The 26,470-nt window shown below is 58.7% G+C and carries 25 protein-coding genes and 4 pseudogenes; 7 read left to right on the top strand and 22 right to left on the bottom strand.

The genetic code is table 11. The features are described from left to right. Positions 1–20 precede the first annotated feature (20 nt). From R3355_RS20845 to R3355_RS20815, 7 genes and pseudogenes are all read left to right on the top strand, one after another. Positions 21–535: pseudogene (locus R3355_RS20845) on the top strand (beta-ketoacyl synthase N-terminal-like domain-containing protein); the annotation flags it as partial. Positions 536–1,009: 474 nt separating this feature from the next. Continuing rightward, positions 1,010–1,366, top strand: coding sequence for a hypothetical protein (locus R3355_RS20840; protein WP_318962955.1), 357 nt, complete (start codon positions 1,010–1,012; stop codon positions 1,364–1,366). Positions 1,367–1,430: 64 nt separating this feature from the next. Continuing rightward, entirely contained in the window at positions 1,431–2,177 is a 747-nt protein-coding gene (locus tag R3355_RS20835; RefSeq protein WP_318962953.1) for a hypothetical protein, read from the top strand. Between the two features lie 185 nt (positions 2,178–2,362). Then, positions 2,363–2,671: a hypothetical protein gene (locus R3355_RS20830; protein WP_318962951.1), complete on the top strand. Its 309-nt coding sequence runs from the start codon at positions 2,363–2,365 to the stop codon at positions 2,669–2,671. Positions 2,672–2,690: 19 nt separating this feature from the next. Beyond that, the gene (locus R3355_RS20825) at positions 2,691–2,978 is read left to right on the top strand and encodes a hypothetical protein (RefSeq protein ID WP_318962949.1); all 288 of its coding nucleotides are present in this window, start codon (positions 2,691–2,693) and stop codon (positions 2,976–2,978) included. 358 nt (positions 2,979–3,336) lie between these two features. Further along, positions 3,337–3,510: pseudogene (locus R3355_RS20820) on the top strand (DNA-binding protein); the annotation flags it as partial. Further along, on the top strand, positions 3,507–4,724 hold the full coding sequence (locus R3355_RS20815) for an Arm DNA-binding domain-containing protein (protein ID WP_318962948.1): 1,218 nt from the start codon (positions 3,507–3,509) through the stop codon (positions 4,722–4,724). The pseudogene R3355_RS20820 and the gene R3355_RS20815, both read left to right, overlap by 4 nt. Positions 4,725–4,906: 182 nt before the next feature. On the opposite strand, the pseudogene R3355_RS20810 reads toward R3355_RS20815, so the two are convergent. The 22 genes and pseudogenes from R3355_RS20810 to R3355_RS20705 all read right to left on the bottom strand — a co-directional run bounded on the left by R3355_RS20810 (position 4,907) and on the right by R3355_RS20705 (position 26,439). Continuing rightward, positions 4,907–5,936: pseudogene (locus tag R3355_RS20810) on the bottom strand (IS30 family transposase). Between the two features lie 98 nt (positions 5,937–6,034). After that, positions 6,035–6,391, bottom strand: a complete 357-nt coding sequence (locus R3355_RS20805) for a 2Fe-2S iron-sulfur cluster-binding protein (RefSeq protein ID WP_318962947.1) — start codon at positions 6,389–6,391, stop codon at positions 6,035–6,037. 9 nt (positions 6,392–6,400) lie between these two features. Next, entirely contained in the window at positions 6,401–6,859 is a 459-nt protein-coding gene (locus tag R3355_RS20800; RefSeq protein ID WP_318962945.1) for a heme-binding protein, read from the bottom strand. Next, positions 6,856–7,284, bottom strand: coding sequence for a tautomerase family protein (locus R3355_RS20795; RefSeq protein WP_318962944.1), 429 nt, complete (start codon positions 7,282–7,284; stop codon positions 6,856–6,858). Before R3355_RS20795 ends, R3355_RS20800 begins: the two co-directional genes overlap by 4 nt. A 58-nt stretch (positions 7,285–7,342) precedes the next feature. Next, positions 7,343–8,098 (bottom strand): SDR family oxidoreductase, encoded by a 756-nt coding sequence (locus R3355_RS20790; RefSeq protein ID WP_318962943.1) that lies wholly within the window; start codon positions 8,096–8,098, stop codon positions 7,343–7,345. 53 nt (positions 8,099–8,151) lie between these two features. Then, on the bottom strand, positions 8,152–9,207 hold the full coding sequence (gene dmpG, locus R3355_RS20785) for a 4-hydroxy-2-oxovalerate aldolase (RefSeq protein WP_318962942.1): 1,056 nt from the start codon (positions 9,205–9,207) through the stop codon (positions 8,152–8,154). After that, a complete protein-coding gene (locus R3355_RS20780; protein ID WP_318962940.1) occupies positions 9,207–10,121 on the bottom strand; it encodes an acetaldehyde dehydrogenase (acetylating) in 915 nt (304 codons plus the stop codon). The genes dmpG and R3355_RS20780 overlap by 1 nt, the downstream gene beginning before the upstream one ends. Then, positions 10,118–10,330 (bottom strand): tautomerase family protein, encoded by a 213-nt coding sequence (locus tag R3355_RS20775; protein WP_172149331.1) that lies wholly within the window; start codon positions 10,328–10,330, stop codon positions 10,118–10,120. The genes R3355_RS20780 and R3355_RS20775 overlap by 4 nt, the downstream gene beginning before the upstream one ends. 23 nt (positions 10,331–10,353) lie before the next feature. Further along, complete coding sequence (dmpH, locus tag R3355_RS20770) at positions 10,354–11,157, bottom strand: 2-oxo-3-hexenedioate decarboxylase (protein WP_318962939.1); 804 nt, start codon at positions 11,155–11,157, stop codon at positions 10,354–10,356. Then, positions 11,154–11,951, bottom strand: a complete 798-nt coding sequence (gene dmpE / locus R3355_RS20765) for a 2-oxopent-4-enoate hydratase (protein WP_318962937.1) — start codon at positions 11,949–11,951, stop codon at positions 11,154–11,156. Before dmpE ends, dmpH begins: the two co-directional genes overlap by 4 nt. Positions 11,952–11,958: 7 nt before the next feature. Then, a complete protein-coding gene (locus tag R3355_RS20760) occupies positions 11,959–13,419 on the bottom strand; it encodes a 2-hydroxymuconic semialdehyde dehydrogenase (RefSeq protein ID WP_318962936.1) in 1,461 nt (486 codons plus the stop codon). A gap of 211 nt (positions 13,420–13,630) precedes the next feature. Next, positions 13,631–14,692 (bottom strand): phenol 2-monooxygenase domain-containing protein, encoded by a 1,062-nt coding sequence (locus R3355_RS20755; RefSeq protein WP_318962934.1) that lies wholly within the window; start codon positions 14,690–14,692, stop codon positions 13,631–13,633. Between the two features lie 10 nt (positions 14,693–14,702). Next, entirely contained in the window at positions 14,703–15,059 is a 357-nt protein-coding gene (locus R3355_RS20750; RefSeq protein WP_318962933.1) for a phenol hydroxylase subunit P4, read from the bottom strand. A 65-nt stretch (positions 15,060–15,124) separates the two neighbouring features. Then, the gene (locus R3355_RS20745) at positions 15,125–16,645 is read right to left on the bottom strand and encodes a YHS domain-containing protein (RefSeq protein WP_318962931.1); all 1,521 of its coding nucleotides are present in this window, start codon (positions 16,643–16,645) and stop codon (positions 15,125–15,127) included. A 15-nt stretch (positions 16,646–16,660) separates the two neighbouring features. Next, positions 16,661–16,930 carry an MmoB/DmpM family protein gene (locus R3355_RS20740; RefSeq protein WP_172149318.1) on the bottom strand — a complete coding sequence of 90 codons (270 nt, stop codon included), beginning with the start codon at positions 16,928–16,930 and terminating at the stop codon, positions 16,661–16,663. Positions 16,931–16,939: 9 nt separating this feature from the next. Beyond that, a complete protein-coding gene (locus tag R3355_RS20735; protein ID WP_318962928.1) occupies positions 16,940–17,932 on the bottom strand; it encodes an aromatic/alkene monooxygenase hydroxylase subunit beta in 993 nt (330 codons plus the stop codon). A 47-nt stretch (positions 17,933–17,979) separates the two neighbouring features. Continuing rightward, the gene (locus R3355_RS20730) at positions 17,980–18,270 is read right to left on the bottom strand and encodes a phenol hydroxylase subunit (protein ID WP_318962925.1); all 291 of its coding nucleotides are present in this window, start codon (positions 18,268–18,270) and stop codon (positions 17,980–17,982) included. 10 nt (positions 18,271–18,280) lie between these two features. Then, positions 18,281–19,210 carry a catechol 2,3-dioxygenase gene (locus tag R3355_RS20725; RefSeq protein WP_318962923.1) on the bottom strand — a complete coding sequence of 310 codons (930 nt, stop codon included), beginning with the start codon at positions 19,208–19,210 and terminating at the stop codon, positions 18,281–18,283. 435 nt (positions 19,211–19,645) lie between these two features. Further along, positions 19,646–21,343 carry a sigma 54-interacting transcriptional regulator gene (locus tag R3355_RS20720; protein ID WP_318962981.1) on the bottom strand — a complete coding sequence of 566 codons (1,698 nt, stop codon included), beginning with the start codon at positions 21,341–21,343 and terminating at the stop codon, positions 19,646–19,648. A gap of 122 nt (positions 21,344–21,465) precedes the next feature. Further along, a pseudogene (locus R3355_RS24450) lies at positions 21,466–22,341 on the bottom strand (methyl-accepting chemotaxis protein); the annotation flags it as partial. A 691-nt stretch (positions 22,342–23,032) separates the two neighbouring features. Then, complete coding sequence (locus tag R3355_RS20710; protein WP_318962920.1) at positions 23,033–25,435, bottom strand: efflux RND transporter permease subunit; 2,403 nt, start codon at positions 25,433–25,435, stop codon at positions 23,033–23,035. Next, positions 25,435–26,439 carry a WD40/YVTN/BNR-like repeat-containing protein gene (locus R3355_RS20705; RefSeq protein ID WP_318962919.1) on the bottom strand — a complete coding sequence of 335 codons (1,005 nt, stop codon included), beginning with the start codon at positions 26,437–26,439 and terminating at the stop codon, positions 25,435–25,437. Before R3355_RS20705 ends, R3355_RS20710 begins: the two co-directional genes overlap by 1 nt. Positions 26,440–26,470 lie beyond the last annotated feature (31 nt).

Below are 26,470 nucleotides of genomic sequence, written 5' to 3'. Positions count from 1 at the left end.
CCCACACGCGAGGAGTTCTCATGCAAGAAGTCGTCATCGTCGCCGCCACCCGCACCGCCGTCGGCAACTTCCAGGGTGCGCTGGCAAGTATTCCGGCCCCCGAATTGGGCGCTGCGGTGATCCGCCGCCTGCTGGAGCAAACCGGTCTGAACGGCGCCGAGGTCGACGAAGTGATCCTCGGCCAAGTGCTGACCGCAGGCAGCGGGCAGAACCCGGCACGCCAGGCGGCGATCCTCGCGGGCCGCCCCCATGCGGTACCGGCGCTGCCCCTGAACAAGGTCTGCCGCTCGGGCCTCAAGGCCCTGCACCTGGGTGCCCAGGCGATTCGCTGCGGCGATGCCGAGGTGATCATTGCCGGCGGCATGGAGAACATGAGTCTTGCGCCCTACGTCATGCCAGGCGCCCGTACCGGTCTACTCATAGGCCACGCCAAACTGGCCACAGCGTGATCAGCGGCGGCCTGTAGGACGTCTGCAACTGCTACTGCATGGGCATCACTGTTGAGAATCGGGTGGCCAAATACGCCATCAATCGCTAGGCGCAGGATACCTGCGCCGCCATTGAGGCTTTACCGAACCGCCAGCTAATCTTGCAACCGCAATAAATGGTCACCGGTGTATGCGCCAATATAAAGTTCGTCGCCCGCCTCAACCGCCACTGAAACACCAGCCAACACACCAGCGTCCGCCTTGAACAGCAGGTGTTTTTTTCACGCAGGGTGTCCACCTCCGACACCTGGAAAGTGCTCGAGCAATGCTCGATGCGCCCAGTCATGCACTTCTCAAAGACCGCCGCGTCAGTATTTCTTCTGAGTGGCAGTTTCGCGACCTTCTGCGGGAATGTTCTTCTGAGCGGCAGTTTCGCAATGTGGTGCAGGTTTCGGTGACCAGACCGCTCATTTCACTGACTCATGACCGGTGCCTTCAGATACCCAAGGGCTTGGCCCTTGGGGTGTTGCATAAACGTAAAGTCATGTTCACCTGAATATCCCCTTCAACGGAGATACTCAATGAGCATCATGACACCCGAAAGAATAGGCACGGCGATCTGGAGGCACCTGCTCTCTTGTAGCCTGTTAGTTCTGGCTGCAGCTTTAATAGTGACGGTAAGGGTGGCCTACCTGGAAATCAGACCCAACGATAACTCCAGCCAGTTGATCGAAATGGCATGCTGGCGAGTCGGTCTGCTGTTGGTTTTTCAATCGGCTCCACTGCTATGGGCTCGCTTCATCTACAAGGGCTACAAGCAAAATCTCATCTGTATTCCGCTATACCAAACCACAGCACTGCTACGAATGCCGCTGGCAATCTGGGCAGCTGGCTGCTTGCTGACGGCGGCTGTTTTTTGGCCGGTACTCCATGTCTAGGCGCCCAGACCTCACTGAATCATTCGGAAGAATCCAACGAAATACCAGCCGTAAGGAAAAACAAATGCTGCGAATAGCCGTTTTGACCACCCTTGCCCTGCTTATGTCCGGATGCGGCCTTATGCCCCGAACAGGCATACCTTCAGAGGCGCTGATGATTGCTGATGCCATGAGTGTTCCCGCAGCAGACATACCGAAAGCCAAATACACCGAAATGATGGCTCGCCGGAATGGCGCAGGCGATGGCAGAAATCTCGACAATACCGTGGCGGGTGCTGCCCAGCTGATGGCCTCTGGCGACCCTACGATGCTCCTGCTGAGCGGCTTCACGCCACGCAGCATCTCGGCAAACATCCAGTTTGTGGCCTGGGTTCCAGAAGACGTAGCTGCCACTGCGGATGAGGCCGTCAACATCAGCTCAAAGGCATTTATTGAAGCCAGTGCCAACGTGCACGCACGAAATGAGGAAGAACGGCAGAAGCTACTTGGGAACAAAGTGCGCTACATACTGGGCCAGCCCTATGGAGAAGGCAGCCCAGTGCACGCCTACGTGCAATTATTCGACTTGGTAGCGGATCACACCCCAAACCTGGTCGATGCACCACCCTTCATGAAAACCAAGCGCAAGGTATATGGACCGATCTTCATCGGTGCCTGGGGTGGGCATGCCAAGGCAGAGGATGTGCAAATGACGCTGAAAATGTCCGAGCAACTTCCTGCGTGGCTCTATATCTACAGCCCTGGCCTGGCAGGTGTCGCACCGCGGTCGATCATGAACCAAGGTAAGCAATACCTGTTTATCGAACCATAAGCGCTCGCCGGACAATTTACCTCTGGCTTGCACTCGCAGCGGTGGCCTCTCGCCACCGCTCAAGCCTTATTTCTATAAGGCCAGATAGACAATATGCAGAGCGCCTCGGAAGTGCTCCAGCAACTGGGCTTGCACTTTTCGAAAGCAAAGGAAACTGGAATCCGTAACCCAGACGGAGCCAGTCAATGAAATATCAAAATTCACTTCAACTCGACGCCATCCAACCAGCACATCTCGATGCTTGGGCAGATGTTTACTTCAAAGCACACATCGCGGAACTGCTCGCTATTTTGCTCTCAAAATTCCTGACGGCCCCAACGCACTACTTGGCTCAGGCCGGACAGGAAACTGCACTCACTGCTATTGCCAATGGCTATCGCCCCCTGCTCCCGGCACAAGCAACAGCCAGTCAGCGCATCCAGAAGCAGTGGCAGGATCAGGACAACGCTGTACGCGCAGAGCAATCCGCCCTCCAAGCTCGCGACCACTCATAAAACCATAGGGGAGAACGATATGAAACTGATCGCTGCGCTCATCATTCTAGGCCTTGGCTTGATGTATTGGTCTGTGAAGCTTAAACAGCAGAAGCGCGACCGCATTCATCGCGGCTGGCTAGGGCTACCTGTTGTCGACAAATACAATCAACGGAACCCACTCAGTCGCAACAGCCGAAATGGCAGCGCTTGCTGTTACTGCGGCTCTCGCAGCATCCGCCAGTTCGGTTTAGAGGCGCGTAATGATCAGCGCCGGGTACATGCCTGCAACCATTGCAATGCAAATCTCTATCGGACCTATCGCTAACCAGCGCAGGTGAAATATTCGCCGCAAAAAAATTGGAACGATAGATGACCAGTGTCTCTGGATTTGCGCAGGTAGTGCGCTCCGCCGGTAGCCATCACGACCAACACAGCTATCGGAAAAGAAAAAATAGTCAGCGAACATGCCGGGGGCGGCCAGCGGGCCTTTGAGCTTAATAACCCCCCCGCCCATACCTCGCTGGCGAGCTAACGGCAGTTTTGTATCTGACCCCATTTTGGGTATAGATAGGCCATACACCACGCAAAAAAATATTCAGCATATAGGCACCACCCGCTAATGAACTCAGGATGCCATCATGGATAAAATCGAGAAACCGCTTGTACAAATTGTTACCGGTTAGTGGTTTCGCCAAGACCTTCTGCAACCTGTATTCGGAATCACAACCGAGGCGGCACGGAAATATCGTGCTAATGGAATTTGGCTCGAGGGCAACCAGTGGCGCTGGGATCCAGCTCGCCGCATCGTATTCAGCCGCAAAGCCATTGAGGAGTGGATGCAGGAAGGCCCGCGGTGACGGAAAAACTTCCGAAGGGAATTGAGCTGAACGGTAACCAGTTGCGGATATCGTTCATGCTCAACGGCCAACGCTGCCGCGAACCCATAAGCGGCATCGCCAAGATCAACAAAGCCAGCATTGCCTACGCCGAGAATAAGCGTCGTACGATTATTATTGAAATAAAAGAGGGTCGTTTTGACTATGCAATGCATTTCCCAATGTCACCGCGCGCAGCAATATTCAGTGGTGTAGGCGGACCTGACATTAAAAGAACGGTGGCTCAAGGCATCGTTCGCTGGATGGAGATAATGCGCGCAAGGAAAGCCCCCAGCACCGTCATCAACTATGCCAGCAAGTCGAAACACGTTGATGCCAGGTTTGGTAAACGCCGGATCGTGGACATTAACAAAAGTGATCTAGAGCTATTCCAGGCCCACCTACTGAAGAGCGGCCTATCACCGAAAACAGTGAATGATATTTTCACGGTTGTGCGTGGCGTGTGGGCACACGCCTTTAGTGATGGGCTCCTGAAATCTAATCCACTTGATCGTATCTCCAACATCGAAGCTGACGACGAAAGCGAACACGCCGATCCCTTTACCCGTGATGAGATGGCACTTATAGAGAGTGCCGATCCTAAGCGAATTACGGATGTTCGGATGATCCTGTTCAATTGCTGGGTTGGATTATCGCTGTCAGAGCTAGTCGCGCTCGCCGCTGAGGATCTGAACCTAGAAGCGGGCGTGATCCATGTTCGCAGAGCGCTGGTTGTTGGGGAATACAAGGTACCGAAGGAGCGTTCGCGAACACGAATTGTGGAGTTGATTGATCCCGCGCTTGAACTGCTAAAGATGATAGTCAACGCGCAGACCAAGACGGAACCTGAAGAACTGCTCATAACCCAACGCGACAACATAACCAAGAAGAAAGAAGTGCTACATCTGCTTTTTCGAAACTCCGTCGGAGGCGCAGTCTGGAACGGGAAAACCGTCAGCAAGTGGTTCACTGCACACTTGAAGAAGGCAGGAGTAAGGCATCGTGGAGCCAATCAGTGCCGGCATACATTCGCCAGCCAGGCGCTCTCAAGCTACGTTCAAATCGAATGGGTGGCACGACAACTTGGGCACACTGACACGACGATGGTCAAGAAACACTACGGGCGCTGGATTCCAACGGACACTAAGAGCATGGCAAAAATGGTTTCGCAGATGATGGGGTTTAGGGAGGCCTAGACCGGAATGAAGCGGCCTGCAGTACGCAGTTTTTGCCCTGATTTTGTCCTAACCAGCACACCAGAAACACAAAAGCCCCTGAAGTCGTTATAGAAATCAGGGGCTTAGCGTTTACAAGTATGGCGGGAAGATAGGGATTTGAAGTAAACCAAGGGCGGTTGCAGGAGCTGAGTGCAACACGGTTATTGAATTGAAGTGGGTGCATCGTGCCGCATAGCCATGGCCTTTTGCATCACGTCACCCATCATTTCGATCGGACATTTGAAATCGAAGCGCTTACGGGGGCGCATATTCAGTTGCAAGACAATGGCATTTAACTGTTCTTGGCTGTGTCCCGACAAGTCCGTGCCCTTGGGCAGGTACTGACGGATCAGACCGTTGATGTTTTCGTTGCTGCCGCGCTGCCAGGGGCTGTGCGGGTCGCAGAAGTAAATTGCCACGCCGGTCTGCTGGGTGATTTCAGCATGCCGCGCCATCTCTCGGCCCTAGTCGTAGGTCACGCTCTTGCGCATCGACAGCGGCATGCCATTGAGCGCCGAACTGAAGCCCTCCATCGCTGATGGTTGCCGTCGCATCATTCATCTTCACCAGCATCAGGTAGCCACTGGTGCGCTCCACCAACGTGCCTACAGACGAGGCGTTGGCCTTACCCTTGATCAGGTCGCCTTCCCAATGCCCCGGCATCAGCCGGTCTTCGATCTCCGGCGGGCGCACATGAATGCTAACCATCTCAGGGATCTGGCCGCGCCGATCCACGCCGCCAGAGCGCGGTCTGCGCGTCGTCTTGCTTTGCCGCAGGCAGATGATCAGCTCCTTACGCAGTTCGCCGACCGGCAAGGCATAGATCGCGTTATAGATCGTCTCGCGGCAGACGTAGGCATCTCGGAGGCTGGGAATGTTCATGCTGCGCAGCTTGCCGGCAATCTGCTCGGGAGACAAACGCTCACGCAGCATATGGGCCACCAACTCGAAGCGCTCGCTACCCGGCAACAGCTTTCGCATTGGTCGACAAACCTGGCGGCGGGCCTGCATCTGCTGCTGGGCCACACGGGCCGAGTAGCCGCCGCAGGCGTCTCGATTGCGGCGCAGCTCCCGGCTGATGGTCGAAGGGGATCGGTTGATCAAGCAGGCAATCCTACGCAGGCTGAAGGCTTGGGCATGACCGAGTTGAATGGTGGCGCGCTCTTCAACGCTGAGTTCGGAATAAGACATAGGGGCAGCACCGTACCGGAAAGGTCAGGTGTTGCACTCAGTTTTTGCCGCCGCCTAACTTCTTAAATCCCTCGTTCTGGCGACCACGCCAAAAAAGCTCAATCGTCACAGCTTTTATTTGAAGAATCGTGAGTCCCCAGCAGCCCTTCGTGGCTCTTACAAACTGCCTTTTTCATCTTGCCAATAACCTGTACGCATAAGTCGCTGTGCGGCATTACACGACAAGCTAACACCGTGCCGGCAGCCAGCTCTTCCACACTGACATGCGCCCGGCTCATCGCCTTTGCCTCAAAAAAGCCCTCAATAACTTGCACCTTACAAACTCCACACCCGCCTCCACGGCAGCCTACTGGAATGCCACGACGGCCAAGACGAGCCATGCCATCCAGAACAGACTCCCGCTCATCGCAGGAATAGTACTCCCCGGTATCTTCGATTAAGACCTGATGTTTCATGGCTCGCTCTCACTTAGTGGAAGTGACTGTTGGCGAAAGTCCCAAGGCTTCTAAAGCGGCATTGGCACAAATCTCATCTTGTGCTTCGGTACCACCCGAGACGCCAATACCGCCGATACAGATGCCGTCAACCATGATGGGAACACCTCCACCAAGCACCACCAGACGCGGACGGCTGGTGATACCAATGCGCAATCGCTCATCGTCACCGATCTTGTCCATCCACTCCTTGGTTGCAAAGCCAAAACTGGCGGCGGTATAGGCCTTGTCGATTGCCAGCCCCTCGGAATGTAGAAAGGCTCCGCTCATGCGCAAATAGGCCAAGGTATTACCGTGGCGATCGACGACCGCCGCATTGACCTTGGCCCCCAGTCGCTCGGCGCGGCTTAGTGCCGACTCAACAGCAAGCGAAGCACCCACCCAGTTCAGGGTGGCTATTTCATCGCAATACAGTTCCTTGGTTTTCATCCGGCGGCTCCAAGCCTGGCGGCACGAGCACTGATCTCCTGCTCGCGTAGTACATCGGCACCAAGCCCTCCGATGGACCAGTCCTGCGGTTCTACGCGGATGCATCGGCCGCGCACGAAACTGCGATCAACCGCCAGGATGTCGACCAGCAACGTGGTGAACCCGGCCATCAGCTGCTGACGTTCGTCCAGCGGACGCCCTTCCAGCACGATGAAGTCAAAGTACGGCGCATGCAGACCGTTGGCGTTGGCAGTGTCGCCGGCCACGGCGAACTCATCCGCCGCATGCAGCGTGATAAATGCCCGTACTCGCTCCATGGGGGAGCGCAACACCTTGCTGTAAAGCTGCGAAGCGGCCTTGAGCAACCGAACTTTTTGCTCGGCAGAGCAATGGCCTTCCATAAGGTGGAAGTTCACGACTGGCATATTGGCGATCTCGCAAAATTTCTTGGTTTTATTACCTGACAGCTCGACTTGGATACACTCACGGCAAACCACGACGCCGACCGGAGTCCAGCATCAAGGTAGAGCCCGTCATTGCATCGGCCTCTGGCGCCAGCAACAGGCTCACCGCCCAGGCCACTTGCGCAGGTGTGGTGAATGCACCGATTGAGGACTCCGCACACATCTCCTGCAACACCGTCACTGCACTGACGCCACGCTGCCGACCACGGTCGGTAGCCACGCGGTGCAAGCGTTCGGTGTCCGCCGGCCCCGGAGCAATCAGGTGTGCGGTCACCCCGCGCGCGCCATAGGCCAAACTGAGCTGACGTACGGCATTGACCAGCGCCGCATTGGCAATTCCTGCAGATGCGGCATAGGCCGTTGGCTCAAAGCCGTAGTGGCCGCCGATCGCGACCAGCCGCGAGCCTTTCACCAGAAGCTCATCCACCGCCCGGGTCAGTCGCAACAAGCCGCCGACCTTGATATTCACTGCATCCACCAGAGCTGCAGTGGGCGCATCGAGAATGCCGCCGACTACCGCCACGCCGGGGCCATGGACAATCATCCGTACCGGCCTATCCAGTGCATTCCGAATCTGCGCAACCGAGTCATCACTGGCGATGTCGGCGACGCAGGGAATCAGACCGGGATGCAAACTGGCCAGCTCACTGAGTGCCGTCATGCTGCGCGCGACGGCTACGACATCCACGCCACTGGCACACAGACGGGCAACAATCTGTCGGCCAAAGGCGCCAGTTGCACCAACAACCACGGCCAACTCATTGTGCGTGCTCATCAACCACCCTCCGCTTCGAGTGATGGGCATGCAGCACATGCCCCCAGGGACGTTCAGCCGGGCAGCAGGATTCCGCGTTCCTTGGCCATAGTCAGGGCGGTGTCTTGAATCATGTCTTCCTGGCCACCGATCATTTTCTTGCGCCCCAGTTCGACCAGGATATCGCGAGCGGGAACACCAAATTGCAGGCTCGCGCGCTTGGCATGCAGCAGGAAAGTGGAGTAAACGCCGGCATATCCAAGTGTCAGCGACTCACGGTCAACCCGCACCATGTGCTCCATCATTGGCACGATGATGTCTTCGGCCACGTCCATCAGTTTGAACAGGTCGGTGCCGGTTTCGATGCCCATGCGTTCACACACGGCAGCGAAGACTTCCAGTGGGGTATTGCCGGCACCGGCGCCCAGTCCCGCGACCGAACCATCGATGCGACTGGCGCCCGCCTCGATCGCGGCAATCGAGTTGGCCACGCCCATGCCCAGGTTGTGGTGGCCGTGGAAGCCGATCTCGGTCTCGGGATTGAGTACATCACGCAAGGCACCAATACGGGCTTTTACATCCTCAGGCAGCATGTAGCCGGCCGAGTCGGTGACATACACCGTCTGCGCGCCGTAGGACTCCATCAGCTTTCCTTGTTTGGCGATACCGGCGGCATCGTTGAGGTGCGCCATCATCAGGAAACCGGAGGTATCCATGCCTAGCTTGCGAGCATAGGCAATATGCTGGGGTGAGGTGTCCGCCTCGGTACAGTGAGTGGCTACGTGCACGCTGCGGGCGCCGCAGTCGAATGCCGAGTGCAGCTCCTGCATGGTGCCGAGCCCCGGAATCAGCAGTACCGAAACCTTGGCCTGCCTCATCTTCGGTGCTACGGCGCTGATGTATTCCTCGTTGCTATGCGGGGCAAAACCGTGCTGCAACGAGTTGCCACCCAGACCACCACCATGGGTAACCTGAATGTAAGGCACACCGGCGTCATCCAGAGCGGTGGCGACCTTGACCATCTGCTCGACACTGATCTGCTCACGCTTGGCGTGCATGCCGTCACGCAGGCACATGTCATGCAGGATTACTTTGCGGCCCTTGAGGCTTGAACTGGTGGACTGGCTCATTACGCGACCTCCGGGGCTTTAAGCTGAATCGTGCCGGCGAGAATTTCCTCGGCAAACATTTCTGCGGTGCGGGTGGCGGCCGCGGTCATGATGTCCAGGTTGCCGGCATAGGTCGGCAGGTAGTCACCCAGGCCTGCCACTTCCATAAACACCGAAACTTTCTTGCCATCGAAAACCGGCCCGTTAACCAGGCGATAGCCCGGCACGTATTTCTGCACCTCAGTGATCATCTGCAGAATCGACTCGGTGATACGCACCCGATCCGGCTCGTCATCGGTCAGGCAATAGATGGTGTTACGCATCATCATCGGCGGCTCGGCCGGGTTGATGATGGCCAGCGCCTTGCCTTTGCGTGCCCCGCCGATTTTCTCGATGGCGCGCGAGGTGGTGTTGGTGAACTCATCCAGGTTGGCGCGGGTGCCAGGGCCGATCGACTTGGATGCCAGGCTGGCGACGATCTCGGCGTAGGCGACACTCTGAATGCGCGAGACGGCATTGACCACCGGGATGGTGGCCTGGCCGGCACAGGAGATCATGTTGACGTTCATCTCCAGCTTCTCTGCGTGTTCACGCAGGTTAACCGGAGGCACGCACAGCGGACCGATGGCCGCCGGGGTCAGGTCGATCATCAACACGCCCAGGGCGTTGAGCTTGCGGCTGTTCTCAGCATGCACATAGGCGCTGGTGGCATCGAACGCGATCTGGATGCCGTCGTCGAGGACGTGCGGCAACAGGCCGTCGACGCCCTCATGGGTGGTTTTCAAGCCCATTTCGCGGGCCCGCAGCAGCCCTTCGGACTCGGGGTCGATACCGACCATCCACACCGGCTCAAGCACCGGGCTGCGGAGGATCTTGTAGATCAGGTCGGTGCCGATGTTGCCGGAGCCGATGAGTGCGCATCTGATCTTTTTCATTGGACTTGTGCCTTCTGCTTCGCGGCGCGCTGTGCCATGTTTATGCCGGCGACGTAAAACTCATCGTGACCGTGTTCGGTGATGAGGATGCGTACTGTTTCTGCAGGGCATTCCAGACTGTTACAAACAGCCTCGGTGACCGCTGCCGCCACGCGGCTCTTCTGCTCGGAAGTACGGCCTTCGGCCATGTGCATTTCAATGATTGGCATTACTGCCTCCTCGGCTCTTGTTGTTATTCAACGAAGCGCATCGATACGCTGCCCAGTTCCTGGAAGCGCGCCACAATGCTGTCACCTGGTTTCACCGCAATGGCCTCGGTGATACCGCCGCTCATCACGAAGCTGCCGGCCGGCAATATCTCGCCCATCTCGGCCAGGATATTCACCAACATGGCAATGGCTTCGGCCGGATGGCCCATGACGGCCGCCGAGGCCCCCATGGCGACGATCTCGCCATTTTTCTCCATCACCACACCGAGGGTTTTGAGATCCAGATCCTCGGCATAACGGGCCCGGCCACCGCCGACGAACCTCGCGGAAGAGCCGTTGTCGGCAATCACGCTGGCCAGATCGAATTTGAAGCCGGAAAACCGCGAGTCGATGATTTCCACCGCCGGCAGCACGTAGTCGGTCGCCACCAGGACGTCAGCGGCGGTGCAGCCCGGCCCCTGCAGATCACTCTTCATGACGAAAGCCACTTCGCACTCAACCCGCGGGTGCACCAGGTCGGAGGTGGATATGGCCGAGTTTTCCGGACGGGCCATGCGATCGGTGAGAAAACCAATCGAGGGTACGCTGACGCCCATCTGCTGCATCTTGGCCTTGGAGGTCAGTCCGGCTTTCCAGCCGACCTGTTTGTGGCCCTGGGCGACGAAGCGCCGGCGCAGTTCGTTCTGCACTGCGTAGCCATCGGCGATGGTCATCTGCGGATATTCATTGGTCAGTTTGGGGATGGCGCAGGCGCGGGTCTGCGCCCCTTCAACGCGCTCGCACAAGCGCACGATGTCCTCGCGTGACAGTGTCAGGTTGCTGCTCATGCTGCGCTCCTCCCGGAAAACTTGACGCGGCAGCTACCAAGACCGCCGACGGTACAGACCAACTCATCGCCGCCCTGCACCGGAACCAGTGAAGACTGCGAACCGGAGAGAATCACTTCTCCAGCCTTGAACGGAATGCCCAGGACACCCAACGTATTGGCCAGCCAGGCCACGGCATTCGCCGGGGAACCCTGCACGGCGGCGCCCACCCCGGTGGAGAACAACTCGCCGTTCTTCTCCAGCACCATGCCCGCCAGGGTGATATCCAGCTTGCGTGGGTCGCCCTTGGTCTTGCCCAGCACGAACACACCGCAGGAGGCGTTGTCCGCCACGGTGTCCTGGATCTTGATCTGCCAGTCGGTAATGCGTGAGTCGACAATCTCGAAGCACGGCATCACGTAATCGGTTGCCCGGATCACGTCCATGGCAGTAATGCCGGGGCCCTTGAGGTCGTGCTTCAAGACAAAGGCCAGCTCGGCTTCGGCTTTCGGCTGAATCAACTGGCCAAGGTCGATGGTGTCGCCCTCCTGAAACACCATGGCCGAGGTGAGCATGCCGAAGTCAGGCTGATAGACGCCGAGAAAGTCCTGCACCGGCTTGCTGGTGGCACCGATCTTCTTGCCGACGATGGTTTCTCCAGCCGCCAAGCGACGCGCGACAAAGCATTCCTGGATGCGGTAGGCATCCTCGATGGTGATATCCGGCTCACGGGTGAGCAGTGGCGCCACGGCGCGGCACGAAACGAAAGCCTGGTAAAGCTCGTCGCCGTACTGCTCAATTTTTTGCTTGTCCATAATGGCCTCAGAGTTTCACGCAGATATTTCGGGTTTCGGTGTAGAACTCCAGCGAATGCACGCCGCCTTCGCGACCGATGCCGGACTGCTTGGAGCCGCCAAACGGGGTGCGCAGATCACGCAGGAACCAGCTGTTGATCCAGGTGATGCCGACGTCGATGCGCGACGCCATGCGATGGGCGCGGGCCAGATCAGTCGTCCAGATGGTGGTCGACAGGCCGTAATCGGTGGCGTTGGCCTTGTGCACCACTTCGTCTTCGCTATCGAATGGCGAGATGTGGCAGCACGGACCGAAGATTTCTTCTTGCACCACGGCGGCCGTTTCCGACAGGCCGGTCCAGATGGTCGGCTGTACCCAGGCGCCCTCGGCCAGATCCGCGGGCATGTCCGGCACACCGCCACCGGTCACCAGGGTGGCGCCCTCTTCCACTGCCTTGCGGTAGTAGGACAGTACTTTCTGCTTGTGCTCCTGGCTGATCAGCGGGCCGTAGTTGGCGTGATGATCATCGGGACGACCGTATTTGACCGCCTCCGCCTTGACCTTCAGCGCCTGCACGAAACGTTCGAAAATCGGTCGTTCGACATACACTCGCTCAGTGCCCAGGCACACCTGGCCGGAGTTGAGGAAGACCGAGCGCGAGAAACTCTCCACCGCCGCATCGAAGTCGGCATCGGCAAATACGATTCCGGCGTTCTTGCCGCCCAGCTCGAACGACACGTCACGCATGCCTTCGGACGCGGCTTTCATGATGGCTGCGCCGGTGCGGGTCTCGCCGGTAAAGGTGATCGCATCGACCCGCGGATGCTGGGTGACGAACTCGCCAGCGGAGTTGGGACCAAAGCCGTGCACCACGTTGTACACGCCCTTGGGGATGCCCACCGCGTTCATCACTTCGCCCAGCAGAGCCGCCGTTTGCGGCGACTCCTCGGACGGCTTGACCACCACGGTATTGCCGCAGGCCAGGGCCGGTCCGACCTTCCACGTCATCAGCATGAAAGGCGCATTCCACGGGCAGATCACACCGACCACCCCCTTGGGACGACGAATCGAGTAATTGAGGGCACCACGGCCATCAGGGGTGTCCATCTGGAAGGATTCGCTGGCGACGTTCTTGATCACGTCGGCAAACACTTTGAAGTTGGCCGCGCCGCGCGGGATGAACACATGCTTCATTACATGCTCAGGCTGGCCGGTGTCTGACATTTCGGCCTCGACAAAGTCGTCGAAGCGACGGGTGATTTCGTTGGCCACGCCGTAGAGCAGCTCGATGCGCTGATCGGTGGTGAGGCCGCCCCACTCGCCCTGCAGCGCATTACGCGCGGCACTGACGGCGGCATCGACCTCGCTGCGACCGGCCTCGCTCACCGAGCAGATGATGCTGTTATCCACCGGCGAACGCTTGTCGAAACGCTTGCCACTGGCGGCAGCGACAAACTCACCGGCGATGAAATTTTCAATCTGGCGCATGGGAACTCCGGGTTGTTGTTCTATGTGACTACCCGCTGCGCCTGCCCAGGCCAGCCGGTATTAGCCCCTGACAACAAGTCTAGAAAAGCCAATCAATACCGGCTAATACTTTATTTGGCCGAACAAGATACCTTTAAGGTATTAATAATGACGCAACGAAGTCAGGCGAAAGCAGCGCCCCGCTTATTCACAGGGGCGCTGACAGGTGCGTTCAGATTGCTTTGAACAATGGACTGCGAACCTGCTGGGCATCGGCTGCCGAGATGAACTTCTCGGTATAAATGTCGCGTTCAAACAAGCGCCCCTGCATCAGAGTGCTGATACAGGAATCGATCATCAGCGGCGGTCCGCACAGATAGGCCTTATGTCCCCTAAAGTCGTTATCGAAGTGCACCTTGGCCGCGTCATGCACAAAGCCGCGCAAGCCTTGCCAGTCCGAGCCTTCCGGCTCATGGGAGAGCGCAGGCACGTAATTGAAGTTCGGATGCTGCCGGGCCATGGCGAGGAAATCGTCGTGGTAATACAGCTCATCACGGTTACGCTGACCATAGATCAGCGTGATAGGCAGTTCAAAGCCTTCCGCCAGCAGATCCAGAATCATCGATCGTGGACTGGATAGCCCCGAGCCCCCCCCCATAAAAATCACCGGCACATGCGCCGATTTCTTCACGAAGAAGCGGCCATAGGGCCCGGTAATGTCGAGGCGCTCACCGACCTGCAGCTGTTCGTGTACATAACCGGTACCGCGTCCGCCGGGCACGACGCGAATGTTCAACTCGATTTCGCCGCTCGACGCAGGGGCGCTGGCAATCGAAAAGGCGCGACTGCCAATGCCGTCAGGCAACTGCAGGTTGATGTACTGGCCGGCCTGGAAGCGCATACCTGCTGCATCGTCGAGTTTGATCCAGACGCCCTTGATCGTCGGCGTCAGCGTGTCAATGCGACTGACGGTACCGGCGAAATCACGTACCGGCAGGTTCTCGGCATCCGGGTCTTCGTCGATTTCCGCCTCGATCACCAGATCGCTCTCGGCAGTGGCGCAGCAGGCCAGGCACTTCTTCTCTTCCCGCTCAAAATCCATCAGGGCAAAGCTGGAGGCCTCGCCCTGTTCGATCTCGCCATCCACAACCTGAATCTTGCAGGTCGCGCACAGGCCGTGGCAGCAGGCGTGGGGCAAATAGATGCCAGCCCGCAGGGCAGCGTCGAGAATTGTCTGGCCTTCTTCAATCTCGATGGTCTGACCCAGCGGTTCAATCGTCAGTTCGTAACTCATGGCCCGCCCCTCAGCTAACCGCACATATGGTGTTGAGGCCAGGCGTTTTGAAGCGCAACTGGTCTTTATGGCTGATGCCATTGGCTACCAGACTGGCTTCGAAGTTCGGTACCCAGGGCTGGTTGCCCTTGAGCCACTGAACTTCCTGCCAGTCGATCGCGGCGGCATCCGGATCTGCTTGCAGCAGCGGTTTGAGGGCCGTTTCAAGCAACTCGGCAAAGGTGGCCAGCGGCGCCAGGCACAGCAGGAACGGCGCAGCAAACAGCAGGTGGTGATCCCAACTGGCGTAAACCAGTTGCTTGCCGTTGAAGTTCTCAACGCGATCACGGGCAACGCCTACATACTCTTTAAGGGCGACTACAGGCATGGTGTTCTCCTTGTTATTGTGTCGGGGCTTGGCCGCTGCTACCAACGACCTCGCCCGTCAGAGTCTTACTGGTTGGACGTTGCCATCCCGCGCCACATCTCGAAATTGCGGCGGTCCTGGGAGTCGGAAAAGTCCCCGTTGTCCTGGCCATCTTTCAGCGACACCCAATCCATCCAGGCGCCCAGGTCGCCATTGGTCGGTTCCTGGAACAGCGCCGGCATTGGTAGCCAAGCCTGGATATATTTCTCAGGCTCGTTATCGAAGATGCTCATGCAGTGATCAGAGCAGAAGTGATACTTGTCGCCTTTGTATTCCACTTCACGATGGCAAATCAGGGTCGGGTCGTCCGGCTCGGTAAATACCGTCGGCAACTGACAGCACTGGCACAACTTGGCCAGGCCGTAGTTCTTGAACGGCGTACCCGCCGCTTCAAGCTTCTTGATGTGCTCCCAACGCGGGCGGTAGTACTTGTCGAATGTCGTGGGGTACTTGGCTGACAGCCATTGCAAGTCCTCATCCGAGGGAATCCATGCATGGAACGAGGTACCAAAGCTCCATTGGTAAAGACCCAGCATGAACTGATGCGACATATGGTCGATGCCTGCTTCGGCGTCCTCCCAGCCCTTCGGCGGACGAATACCGTAGCGCGCCAGATCCTTGAACAGCGCACCACCGTTCTCGGCACCATAGATTTCCCACGCCTCGCGCCATGACATGACGCGCTTGGGCAGCATGTAATCCATCATGGTGCTGACCAGACCCAGCACCCGGAAGCCACGCCAGAACCACTTGTCGACCCAGCCCTGAACAATCGGCAGGTTGTCCGGATCCTGCTCAAGCATGAACTTGATGCATTCCAGACCGAGCGTCATGTGCCGTGCTTCATCCGACTGCGCCGAGAAGCCAAAGGTAACGGTGGCCATGTCGCCGTTGTAAGCCGCGCCGGACATGAACGGCACAAACAGCAGGTTGGTCAGCACGTACTCGAACGAAAAACCGATGGCGATCATGAACTCGAACGGGCCGGCAGACATCGCATCGTCAAAGAACGAACGGGCTACCGAGGTGTACCAGATGCGGTCGCGCTGATCGGCAAAGGCATGGAAGCCGTTGTAGAACTTGTTGTAGTTGGACAGCGCATGGATCTGCGTCTGCGCATGGCGAAGCTCATCGATCGCCTGCATCTGGCAGGCCACTTGCGTACCGACCCCACGGAACTCGCGGCCGGCACGGGCAAAGCCTTTGTGCGCGGCATACTCAGCGGGGCTGATGGCCTGCAGGAAGATCTTCAGCGCCGACAGATAGCGCGCATCGGTGATATTCAGGTGGCCGTTGTTCTGCGCGTGGGCATCGATGATGGCGTAGAACTTGCGCTCCTTTTCTGCCTGATATTTCCAGTAGACATCCATGGTCAAGCGGAAAGGATCTTCCCACTTATTCCAGTCATGGATCTTCAGCCCTTCGTAGGCGACGTAGGGAAAGATTTCTTCTTCGGTGCGATACGACGGTTCCCAAGACAGGTCACGCGTCAGCAGGCGGTACTTGTCTTTCGCGTTCATCTTTTTGTTAGCGGTTTTCATGTCCATGCCAAATAGCCTCGCTTAGTTGCCCCAGGTCAGGGTCAAGGAGTCTTCGTCTTCAACGACATTGCCGGAGAGCGTAATCAGATTGATATTCAGCTCTTGCATGTCGAAACTGCGGCCCAGTTGTTCTTCAATGGTTTCTCGGCGAATGACCAGACGGCCAGGCGCATTGATCTTGACCATTGCCGGTTCACGATTGACTACCGCCTCGGGGTTATCCATTTCAATCGCCTCAATAATCGGGCGAGTTTCTTCATTGGTTTGCAGCGCAATAAATACAGTTGACATAGAAACCTCTCAGACCACGACGCCGGTTTTATCGAGGCGGGCCTTGAAGGCTGCCAATTGTTCGCCCATCACGTCATCCGCCTGCCCGGCAAATACCTGTTCGATCACTGGCAGCAAAGCGGCTGCGGCGCGATCACGCCAAGCGGTGGTCCAGACCTGCAATTGCTCGCGATTTTGCTCGGACTCGGCAGCAGCGACCTTCATCACTGCATCGACCCACTTGCGGGTTTCATCGAACCAGTCGCTCATGAACTGCGACAGCATGGCTACCACCGAGCCACCATTGGCCGCGAACTGGTCATCGACAATGCGCTCATACACCAGTGGATACAGCAGGCCGTCCAAGGCCACGTTCTGCGCTACAAACAGCTCGAACGGATCGCGTACCACCAGGCAATCCTCGGTGTAGCGACGCAGTCCCTGCCAGGCATCACCGTCCATCCAGGCGGCCTTGCCGTCCTCCAGTGCTTCGGTGCCGCCGAGCAGCAGACCGATGCGCGACAGGTATTGGGCGGTGCCCAGGTTATCCATTGCGTGGTACATGCACGGCTGGGTAAACACCGTGCCGTAGCCATAGCTACAGATAAAGGTATTGTTCAGGTTGGCGCCCCAGGCGGCATGGCGCAGCGGCACCAGCAGATCGAGCGCGCGGCGGCGCAGGTCATCCGGCAGCATGTCGGCCAAGCCACGGGTTTCGACGAAGCTGAAGTTGGCTTCCGTGTTTTCCTGCTGACGGGCACGGGCCAGGGTGTAGGTGCTGTAGTAGAACTGGCGCGGATCTTTCAGGGCATACCAGTCATTCATCACGATCTTGGTAATGCTGGCGTCGTAGAGCGCCTGATCCGGGTCCCAGGTCGGTCGGTAGTGCAAGTTTTCCACCGGTTGGATGTCATAGCTGCCTTCCTGATAGCGCGAGGACGGTTTGTCACCAAAACGACGAGCCAAATGGTCAAACGTCTGCCGCAAGGGCTGGATGCTGACCGTACGAAGATCGATGTGCATGTATATCTCCCACCGGCGCCTCACCTAGGATGAAGCGCCCAATTCGATTAGTTTTTGAAACGAACCTGTGTGGCATCCGCCAGGCGCCAGTTCCATTGCGCCGCCTCATCCTCGTCGCCTACCTCAGGCAGTGCGGGCATCAGCTCAGCCTGGTTGGCGCTACAGAACTCGGAGAAGGCTTCGTGTGTCAGGATCATCTCGACAAACAACTCGGGTTCGCCGATGGCGAAGTCGAACTCGACAAAGTTGCTGCCACGGCTGCCGGTGACCCGCACAAAACGCTTATCCGTATCCAGATCGGCCGGCTGCATGTCCAGTGACTCATCAGGCAAACTCATGGGAGCCCCCTCAGGTCACTACAGTCAGGAAGGTTTCGTGCAGCTTGCGCTGCGGGTAGTCGAGGCCCTGGGCAAAGTTGTCATAAGTCCAAGTCAGCGGTTCGTAGTCCGGATAAGGGTGGTAGCCGCCCATGAAGGTTTCAAAACGGTTACCAGATGGATCCCATGCGTAGATGGTGCAGCCGCGGGTCACGCCGTGGCGGGTAGGGCCGATATCCACGTTCACTTCGTTCATCGACATGATGTCGCCGGCGCGCAACACCTGCTCCCAGGACTCGAGCAGGAACGAGCAGTGGTGAAACTTGCCCTTCTCCGGGTATTCGACGAAGGCGATGTCGTGAACCTTGTGCGAGCACGACAACCAGATGCCGACGTCACTGTCACCCTCCGGGCTGAGCACACGCTCGACCAGGTAGAAGCCCAGGACTTCGGTGAAGATTTTCTGTACTTCGGCGATATTCGGGCCGTACAGCAGGCAGTGGTCCAGCTGTACAGGGGCGATGCCATGCTCGCGCTGGGCATTCCACGGTGCCGGGTTGACCGTGGGAATACCGTTACCGATGCAAGTTTTCTCTGCATACAGCTCGATCAGATGGCCTGACGGTAACTCGAAGCGCACCCGCTCGCCGGTTTCCAGCATCTCGCCGGCAGGAATACGGGTAGTGACCAGACCGTAGGCCTGCAGGTCGGCGTCGAGTTTTTCCAGGGTAGCCTTGTCCAGCACCTTGAAACCAAAGAAGTCGATGCCGGCGGTATCCGCCTCACGGATCACATAGCAGTTGTGATCGCGCTCGTCCCAGCATTTGAAATACACCCGGCCCTGGTCGTCGCGCCCGGTTTCCACCAGACCCAGAACGTTGCGGTAAAAATGGATGCCTTCTTCAAGGTTCAACACGCGTACCTGGGCATGCCCTGGACGCAATACACCTGTCATCGCCATTTGTTGTCTCCATTATTGGCTGGATGAGGTTGGCTCTACGCAGGCCCTAGTGGGCTGGCGACAAGCCGGGTTTGTAGCCTCAACCTAACAATGCAGAGATGATGCCAACAGCGATAAACCATTGAATTAGTTGATTTTATATAAATTAATAGCCCTCAGAACCCGACCGCTCGCATGACGCTTCTGTCCATCGCCCCTGCCAGCCTTACAAAAACGTAAGGCTGGCCATCGACAAAACGTCATAACGAGCAGCACAGAGCGCCTGCGCGCAAACCAATGGCGAGAAATACGGGTTAAATGGGTAGAAAAAATGCGTCGAGCGATGCACTTTGAATTAAGCGGTGCAGCAATCAACCATTCCACAAGCCTATACACGGATCGAATCAGAATGGCGCATTGGCTGCGAGCCCAAAGGATCGGTACTCTACGTTTTTGTCACGCGTCATGCGGCGGCGCTTCGTCCGCCCCCTGGGTCTGCTTGACGCGGTACGCCAACTGCCGGCGAGTGATGCCGAGCAGGCGCGCAGCATGGGTAAGATTGCCATGCGCCCGCGCCACGGCGAGCTGCAACAGGCGCGCCTCGTGGACCTGCAGGTCGAAACCGTCTTCCAGCAAGGTTTCGTAAAGCCGATCTTTCTTCGCCTCATCGGCGTTGCCCACTCTGCCCTCGCGGTCGATCACTGCCCCGAGAGCAGTTACCGGGGCCACCCCGGGGAACAAGTGTTCCACTTCAATTTGCCCGCCGGACGGCACCAGCAACACTGCGCGTTCCACCAGGTTTTCCAGTTCGCGGACGTTACCCGGCCAGTCATAGGCCATCAGGCCCTGCATGGCCAAATCGCTGATGCCTTGGATAGTCTTGTGGTACAGCGGTGCGTATTTTTCGGTCAATACCGAGGCCAGCACCGGAATATCCGACTTGCGCTTGCGCAACGGCGGAATTTCCAATGGGTAGGTGGCCAGGCGGTAGTAGAGGTCGGCGCGAAAACGACCTTCGGCAATCGCCTGCTGCAAATTGACGTTAGTCGCCGCCACCAGGCGCACATTGACCTTACGCAACTTGTCATCGCCCAGACGCTCGACTTCGCCAGTTTGCAAGACGCGCAACAGCTTGACCTGGGCCGCAGATGATAGCTCGCCCAGCTCATCCAGAAACAGCGTGCCCCCATCGGCACGCTCGAACCTGCCGGGGCGTGAAGTCTGCGCCCCGGTGTAGGCACCCTTTTGCACGCCGAACAGTTCTGACTCGATCAGATCGTTGGGAATCGCTGCGCAATTGACGGCGACGAAAGGCTTGTCGGCACGATCGCTATTTTCGTGCAGCCACTGGGCAAACACTTCCTTGCCGACACCGGTTTCGCCGAGCAGCAACACTGTTATAGGGCTGTTGGCGGCCTTACTGAGCAGACTGAAGGCGGCGCTGAAAGCCGGCGAGCTGCCCACCAGCTTGCCCGGCGGACGCTGTTCACGTTGACGCCCGCGCAACTGCCATAACTCATCTTGCAACTGCTCGAAAGAGGTTTCCTTATCTTCGGGCGGCAGACAATACTCAAGGAAGGCTTTATCGTCCCAGGCCTCGAGTGGCCGCCCTTCCAGCATGCAACTGGACGCACCACAACACACGCACTGGGTTTCACGAAAGATGATGACGCGCTTGAAGAAGCGGGTGACATAACCCGAGGCATAACCTGCCAAGTTCCAACAGGCCGTCTCATCGCTGACGCCGAACAACTGCAGATGGGACTCCGCTTCCCAAGAATTGTCGCAGTTTACGGTGCCAAAAAAACTGCCTTTTTCCCAGTCTATTTTTGCTTCGATAATAGTAGAACGCACCAAGCCCTCGAACGCGTGCAGCTCTGGTCCGATCTTGAACACGTCGTAGATGTCACCCTCGCCGTAGAGTTTCTGCGCGAGATCAGCATCATGCTGGCCGGCCGCAAAACCCATGCGAAACAGCAGCCCCTTGGCACGCTTGGGCCCAAGAGACTCAAACAGTTCTTGGCGCAAAGCGCCGAAAGCCTTGGCGTGCATCAGCAGCATGCGGTTCTCGTCGAGCCAGATTTGCCCGCTCTCGATATTGAAGCGCAGTCTTGAACGCAAATTGAAGCGTTCGACCAAGGGTTGCTCTGCCATTGAGATTCCTAAAGCCTGGCTAAATATGAGCCCGTCGAACGGCGGGCTCATCGGGCCCAGCCGAGTCGCTAGCATTTATTGTTGTATGAGCAATTTGAAGCCTTTGCTACATGAGCTTTAGTCTATGCAGTCAGCGCGACACATGCTTCCTTGACATGATGGTAGGCCTCGCGAACCAGCGGCGCCGCGCGCTCACGCACCTGCTCAAGCCTACCGCCCTGGGCTGCACTGAGCAAATCGTCACGAATGTTCCTATATGCGTCCAGCGCATGACGCAGACGGGACAAATGGGCTTTACGCACCTCGTCCAGCGCATCGGCATCGCTCTGGGCATGCCCCAGCAGCCGATCGATCTCACGGTCAAGGGCATGGATGCGCTGAATGTGCGGCAGCATCTGCTCCGTGGCACGGGCGTTTAACACCATGATGTTGTGGGCCCGAGTTTCTTCAATAACTTCCAGCATGGAAGCCACCCCATCGCGACTGACATCGATCTGGCTGGCCAGACTTTTCAGGTCTACCAGCCCCAGCATCAAGGCGCGCAAACCGGCATTGCAGTCGTTGACCTTGCTATCCAGCTCCCCGGCAAGATGGGCCACCACGCTGGAGTCCTCTAGCACTTTGCTGGCATTTTGCGTCTCGCTACTGGCCCGCGCGGCAATCTCCTGCACTGAATGCAGCGTGCTGTGCGACGTCGTGGCAATGCCGTTCAACACCGCCGAGGCCTGGGTCGCGCGCGCCACACCATCCGCCGCACCTTGGCGGGTGTGTGCCAAGCGCTGATCAAGGCGATCAATGCCCTGACCGATCAGGGAAATAATGTCTCCAACACTGAGGGTGGCGCTGCCGGTGCTTTCGGCCAGCTTGCGCACCTCATCGGCGACCACGCTGAAACCGCGCCCTTGATCGCCAGCGCGCGCAGCCTCAATGGCAGCATTCAGAGCCAGCAGATTGGTCTGCCCGGCAATGCCCCGGATGATCGCAACGATCTCACCGATACGTGCCACTTGCTGTCGCACGCTGTCGAACTCTTCGGCCACCGAGGCCACTACCACCGAGAGATCCACCATATCACTGGCGACCTGCTGCACCTGCTCACCACCGGCGCTGACCTGATCGCGCGCGCTGATACTGGCATCTGCCAACGCCAGGGCTTCACTTGAGGTAATCCGTGCACGCTCGGCCATGGCCTCGACTTCAGCCATGGAGTTGCGAGCCATCGCCGACTGGCGATCCGCAGTGGCCACCGCGTAGGTAAACCCTGACACCAGCGTTCCTGTAGCCACTGTCAGGTTACAGGCCAGGGAACTCATGCGTTTGACCGCTACCACCTTGTCGTGCAACACCGCCTGCAGGCGCTCGATTGAGCCAATGGCGCCGCCGGCCACGGGCACCAGATCATCGAGCAGGGCGCGGGTTTGCTCCACGGCCGCCACGACCGCTCGCTCACGCTGGCTGACTCCGCAGAGTAGCCACAGTGCCAGTGCAACCATTGAGGCCAGCCAGAGCCAGCGCAGACCGAGGGCATCCAGACCGCAGAAGATACCGGCAGCTGCGAGCAACAGTAGCGCGAGCAAATCCCGCGGATGCAGCTTCAATTCACTGAGCATCGTCATTCCGTCCTTTTCACCCGCTTTGCGTCCACCAGGCCGCCCAGTGCGTGCGACCTGACTTTATCGATGGCTTAGCTCAGCCCCGCGCAACCACCGGTTGCGGGCGAAACAGAAAGTGCGCGAGCGCGGGCAAGAGGATCAGTGCACCGAGCATGTTCCAGACAAACATGAAGGCCAACAAAATGCCCATATCGGCTTGAAATTTGATCGGCGACCAGGCCCAGGTGGCCACGGCCAGCCCTAGAGTGATGCCGGTCAGCACTACCACCTTTCCGGTTGATATCAGGGCCTTGTAATAGGCCTCGGACAGTGACACCCCATCCTTCATGCGCGCCAGGGTCACGGTCAGCACGTACAGGGCGTAGTCCACGCCGATACCGACGCCGAGGGCGATAACCGGCAAGGTGGCGACCTTGACCCCGATATTCAGCCAGACCATCAGCGCCTGGCAGAGCAGCGAGGTGATCATCAGCGGCACCACGGCGCAGACCACCGCCTTCCAGGAGCGGAAGGTGATGAACGCGAGGATGATCACCGCGGCGTAGACCAGCACCAGCATCTGCTGGTTGGCCTTCTCGACCACGATGTTGGTCGCGGCCTCAATACCGGCATTGCCCGCGGCGTTGAGGAAACGGATCTCCTCGCTGCCGTACTTCGCGTCGAAGGCCTCGACAGTCTTAGCCACGCTGGTAAGGGTGTCGGCCTTGTGATCCTTGAGGTAGGCGTAGACGGTCAGCAGGTCGCAGTTCTGGTTGAACATTTCCCGCGGCGCGCGGGTAACGATCGCGTTGAGCATTTCCTGCGAGCGCGGCATCTCGAACCACTTGAGGCTGCCCTCGTTCATCCCCGCGTTGGCCACCTTGGCCAGCCCAGCCAGCGAGCTGGTGCCCTCCACGCCCGGCAGCTGCTGCAGCTCTCGCTCCAAGGCATCTACTGCACGCAACGTGCTGTAGTGGGCACAGGCGTACTGCGGGGTTTTGACCATGACGATGAACACATCGCTGCTGGCCGCGTAGTTGGCGCCCATGAAGGCATTGTCGAGGTTGTAGCGAGAATCGGCGCGCAGTTCCGGCGCTCCCGGGTCGGTATCGCCGACACGCAGCTGGGAACCCACGGTCAGGCCGAGTACGGCCAGGCCAGCGCCGGCCAGCAGAGCGATGCTGGCCCACTTGCGCTGGGTAAACAGATCGAGGAGCGACCAGAACGGATGGCGCTTGTGCTCGGCATCACTGGTTTCCAGGCGCTCGTTACGCTGGCTGCGCTCGGCGGCGGTGGCGCTGACTCCGATATAGGAGAGCAGGATCGGCAACACGATCAAATTGGTGAATATCAGCATCGCCACGCCGATGCTGGCGGTGACTGCCAGGTCCTGGATCACCGGGATGTCGATTACCATCAGCACGGCGAAGCCGATGGCATCAGTAATTAGCGCGATCATCCCCGTCAGAAACAGGCGGCGGAAGGTGTAGCGCGCTGCCACCAGCTTGTGGGTGCCGCGACCGATGGCCTGCATGATGCCGTTCATCTTCTGCGCGCCATGGCTCATGCCGATGGCGAAGACTACAAAAGGCACCAGAATAGAGTATGGGTCGAGTTCATAACCCAATGTCGGAAGCAGGCCGAACAGCCACACCACGGCAATCAGCGAACACATCATTACCAGCAGAGTGCTGCGCAGGCAGCGGGTGTACCAGTACAGCAGCGTGGTGCAGATGGCGATGGCGGCAGCGAAGAACATCAGCACCTGTTGCAGGCCTTCGATCAGGTCGCCAACCACCTTGGCGAAGCCGGTGACGTGGATGGTGATCCGCTCCGACTCGTACTTGGCACGCAGCTGTTCGATGCGCTGGGAGAGCGAGTGATAGTCGATGCGCTCGCCAGTCTCGGCGATGCGCTCCTGCAGCGGCACCAGCACGATGCTGGATCGGTAATTCTCCGCCACCAGTTGGCCGATCTCGCCGGAACGCTCGACGTTGATGCGTACCTGTTCAAGGCTCTGCGGCGAGCCGTCGTAGTCATCCGGGATCACCGGGCCGCCGTCCAGGCCTTCCTCTGTGACGCCGGTCCAGCGTACCGCCGGTGCCCACAGTGACTTCATGTATGGCCGGTCGACACCAGGCAGCAGGAACAACTCGTCGCTGAGCTGGCGCACGGTGTCCAGGTACTCGGCGTCGAATATGCTGCCCTCCTTCGCCGCCACGGCGATGCGTAGGCTGTTACCGCCGCCAGCCAGTTGATTGCGGTTGTCGAGGAAGTTGGTGATGTACGGATGGCTGGTGGGAATCATCTTGTCGAACGCCGCATTGAGCGATAGTCCGAGCGCCTGGTAACCCAGAATCAGGGTGGTGATCAGACACAGCAGCAACACCAAAGGGCGATTATTGAACAGTAGCCGCTCGAGCAGCGAACCGGAGCGGCGGTCGAACGCCTGTACGTCACGGATCACCGTTTCGTGGCCAAAGGACTGGACGTGGCTCATCATTTGACTCCCGCAACAATGGCATCCGGCTCGACGCGGGTCAGCCCGTGCGCGCTGGAAATGATCAGGGCGCCGTCGGCCGACTCGGCGATACCGGTCAGGCCTGTACCCGGCTGTACCGCCAGGGCGATGAAGTTTTGGCCGCCGTCGGTGCTGCGCAGCAGGCGGCCGCTTTCGTCGGCGAGCAACACCGAGCCATCGCGCAGCCGGTGGCCGGCGCTGACGGTCACCGGCTGGCCCAGCTCGACGCGCTGCCAGCTGGCGCCGGCATCCGCGCTGCGCCAGGCGTTGCCGCGCAGGCCGAAGGCCAGCAGTGCATCGCCGCGCAAGTCGAGGGCGCCGAAGAAGGTGCCGCTGTAGGGGGTGGCAATCTCGCTGAAGCGGGCACCGCCATCGGTGGAACGGAACAGTGCACCCTGCTCGCCAGCGATCAGCAGGTCGCGGTCCTTGATCTGCACCTGGTAGAGATGCTTGCCGCGCGGGTTTGGAATCCGCCCGACCAGCGACTGCCAGCTCCTGCCGCCATCGTCGGTGTACAGGGCTATGCCGTACGCGCCGACTACGTAGCCGCGCAGCTCGTCACGGAAACGCACACCGAGGAACGGCTTGTCCGGGCCGTCGCTGACCAGGTATTCGGCGCTACGCAGCGCCGCGGCAGCGCCCTCCTCGCTGGCCTCGGCGCGACGCCGGGCGTCGTCGCGAATCACCACGGCGGCCTGGTTGCCGTCGAGCTGGAGCTGCCAGGTTTCACCGCCATCGGCGCTGTGCAGCACCACGCCACTGTGGCCCACCGCCCAGCCATTGCTGGCGGAGACGAAGTGCACGTCGGTCAGCGCCACGCTGACCGGTACACTTTTGGCCTGGTTCCAGGAACGCCCGTCGTCGTCGGACAACATCACAGCACCGCGCTCACCAACCGCGACCAGCCGCTCGCCGGCACGTACAACGGCCAGTAGCAGACCGTGTTGCGCCCGCGCACTTTCCCGCGCGGGTAGATCGAGCAAGTCGGGAACCGTCGCACCGCCTGCGGCATTG

The organism is Pseudomonas sp., from assembly GCF_033723075.1.
Classification (GTDB): domain Bacteria; phylum Pseudomonadota; class Gammaproteobacteria; order Pseudomonadales; family Pseudomonadaceae; genus Aquipseudomonas.
The sequence above is the reverse complement of the archived record's forward strand: the minus strand, read 5'-3'. Positions and strand labels throughout refer to the sequence as shown.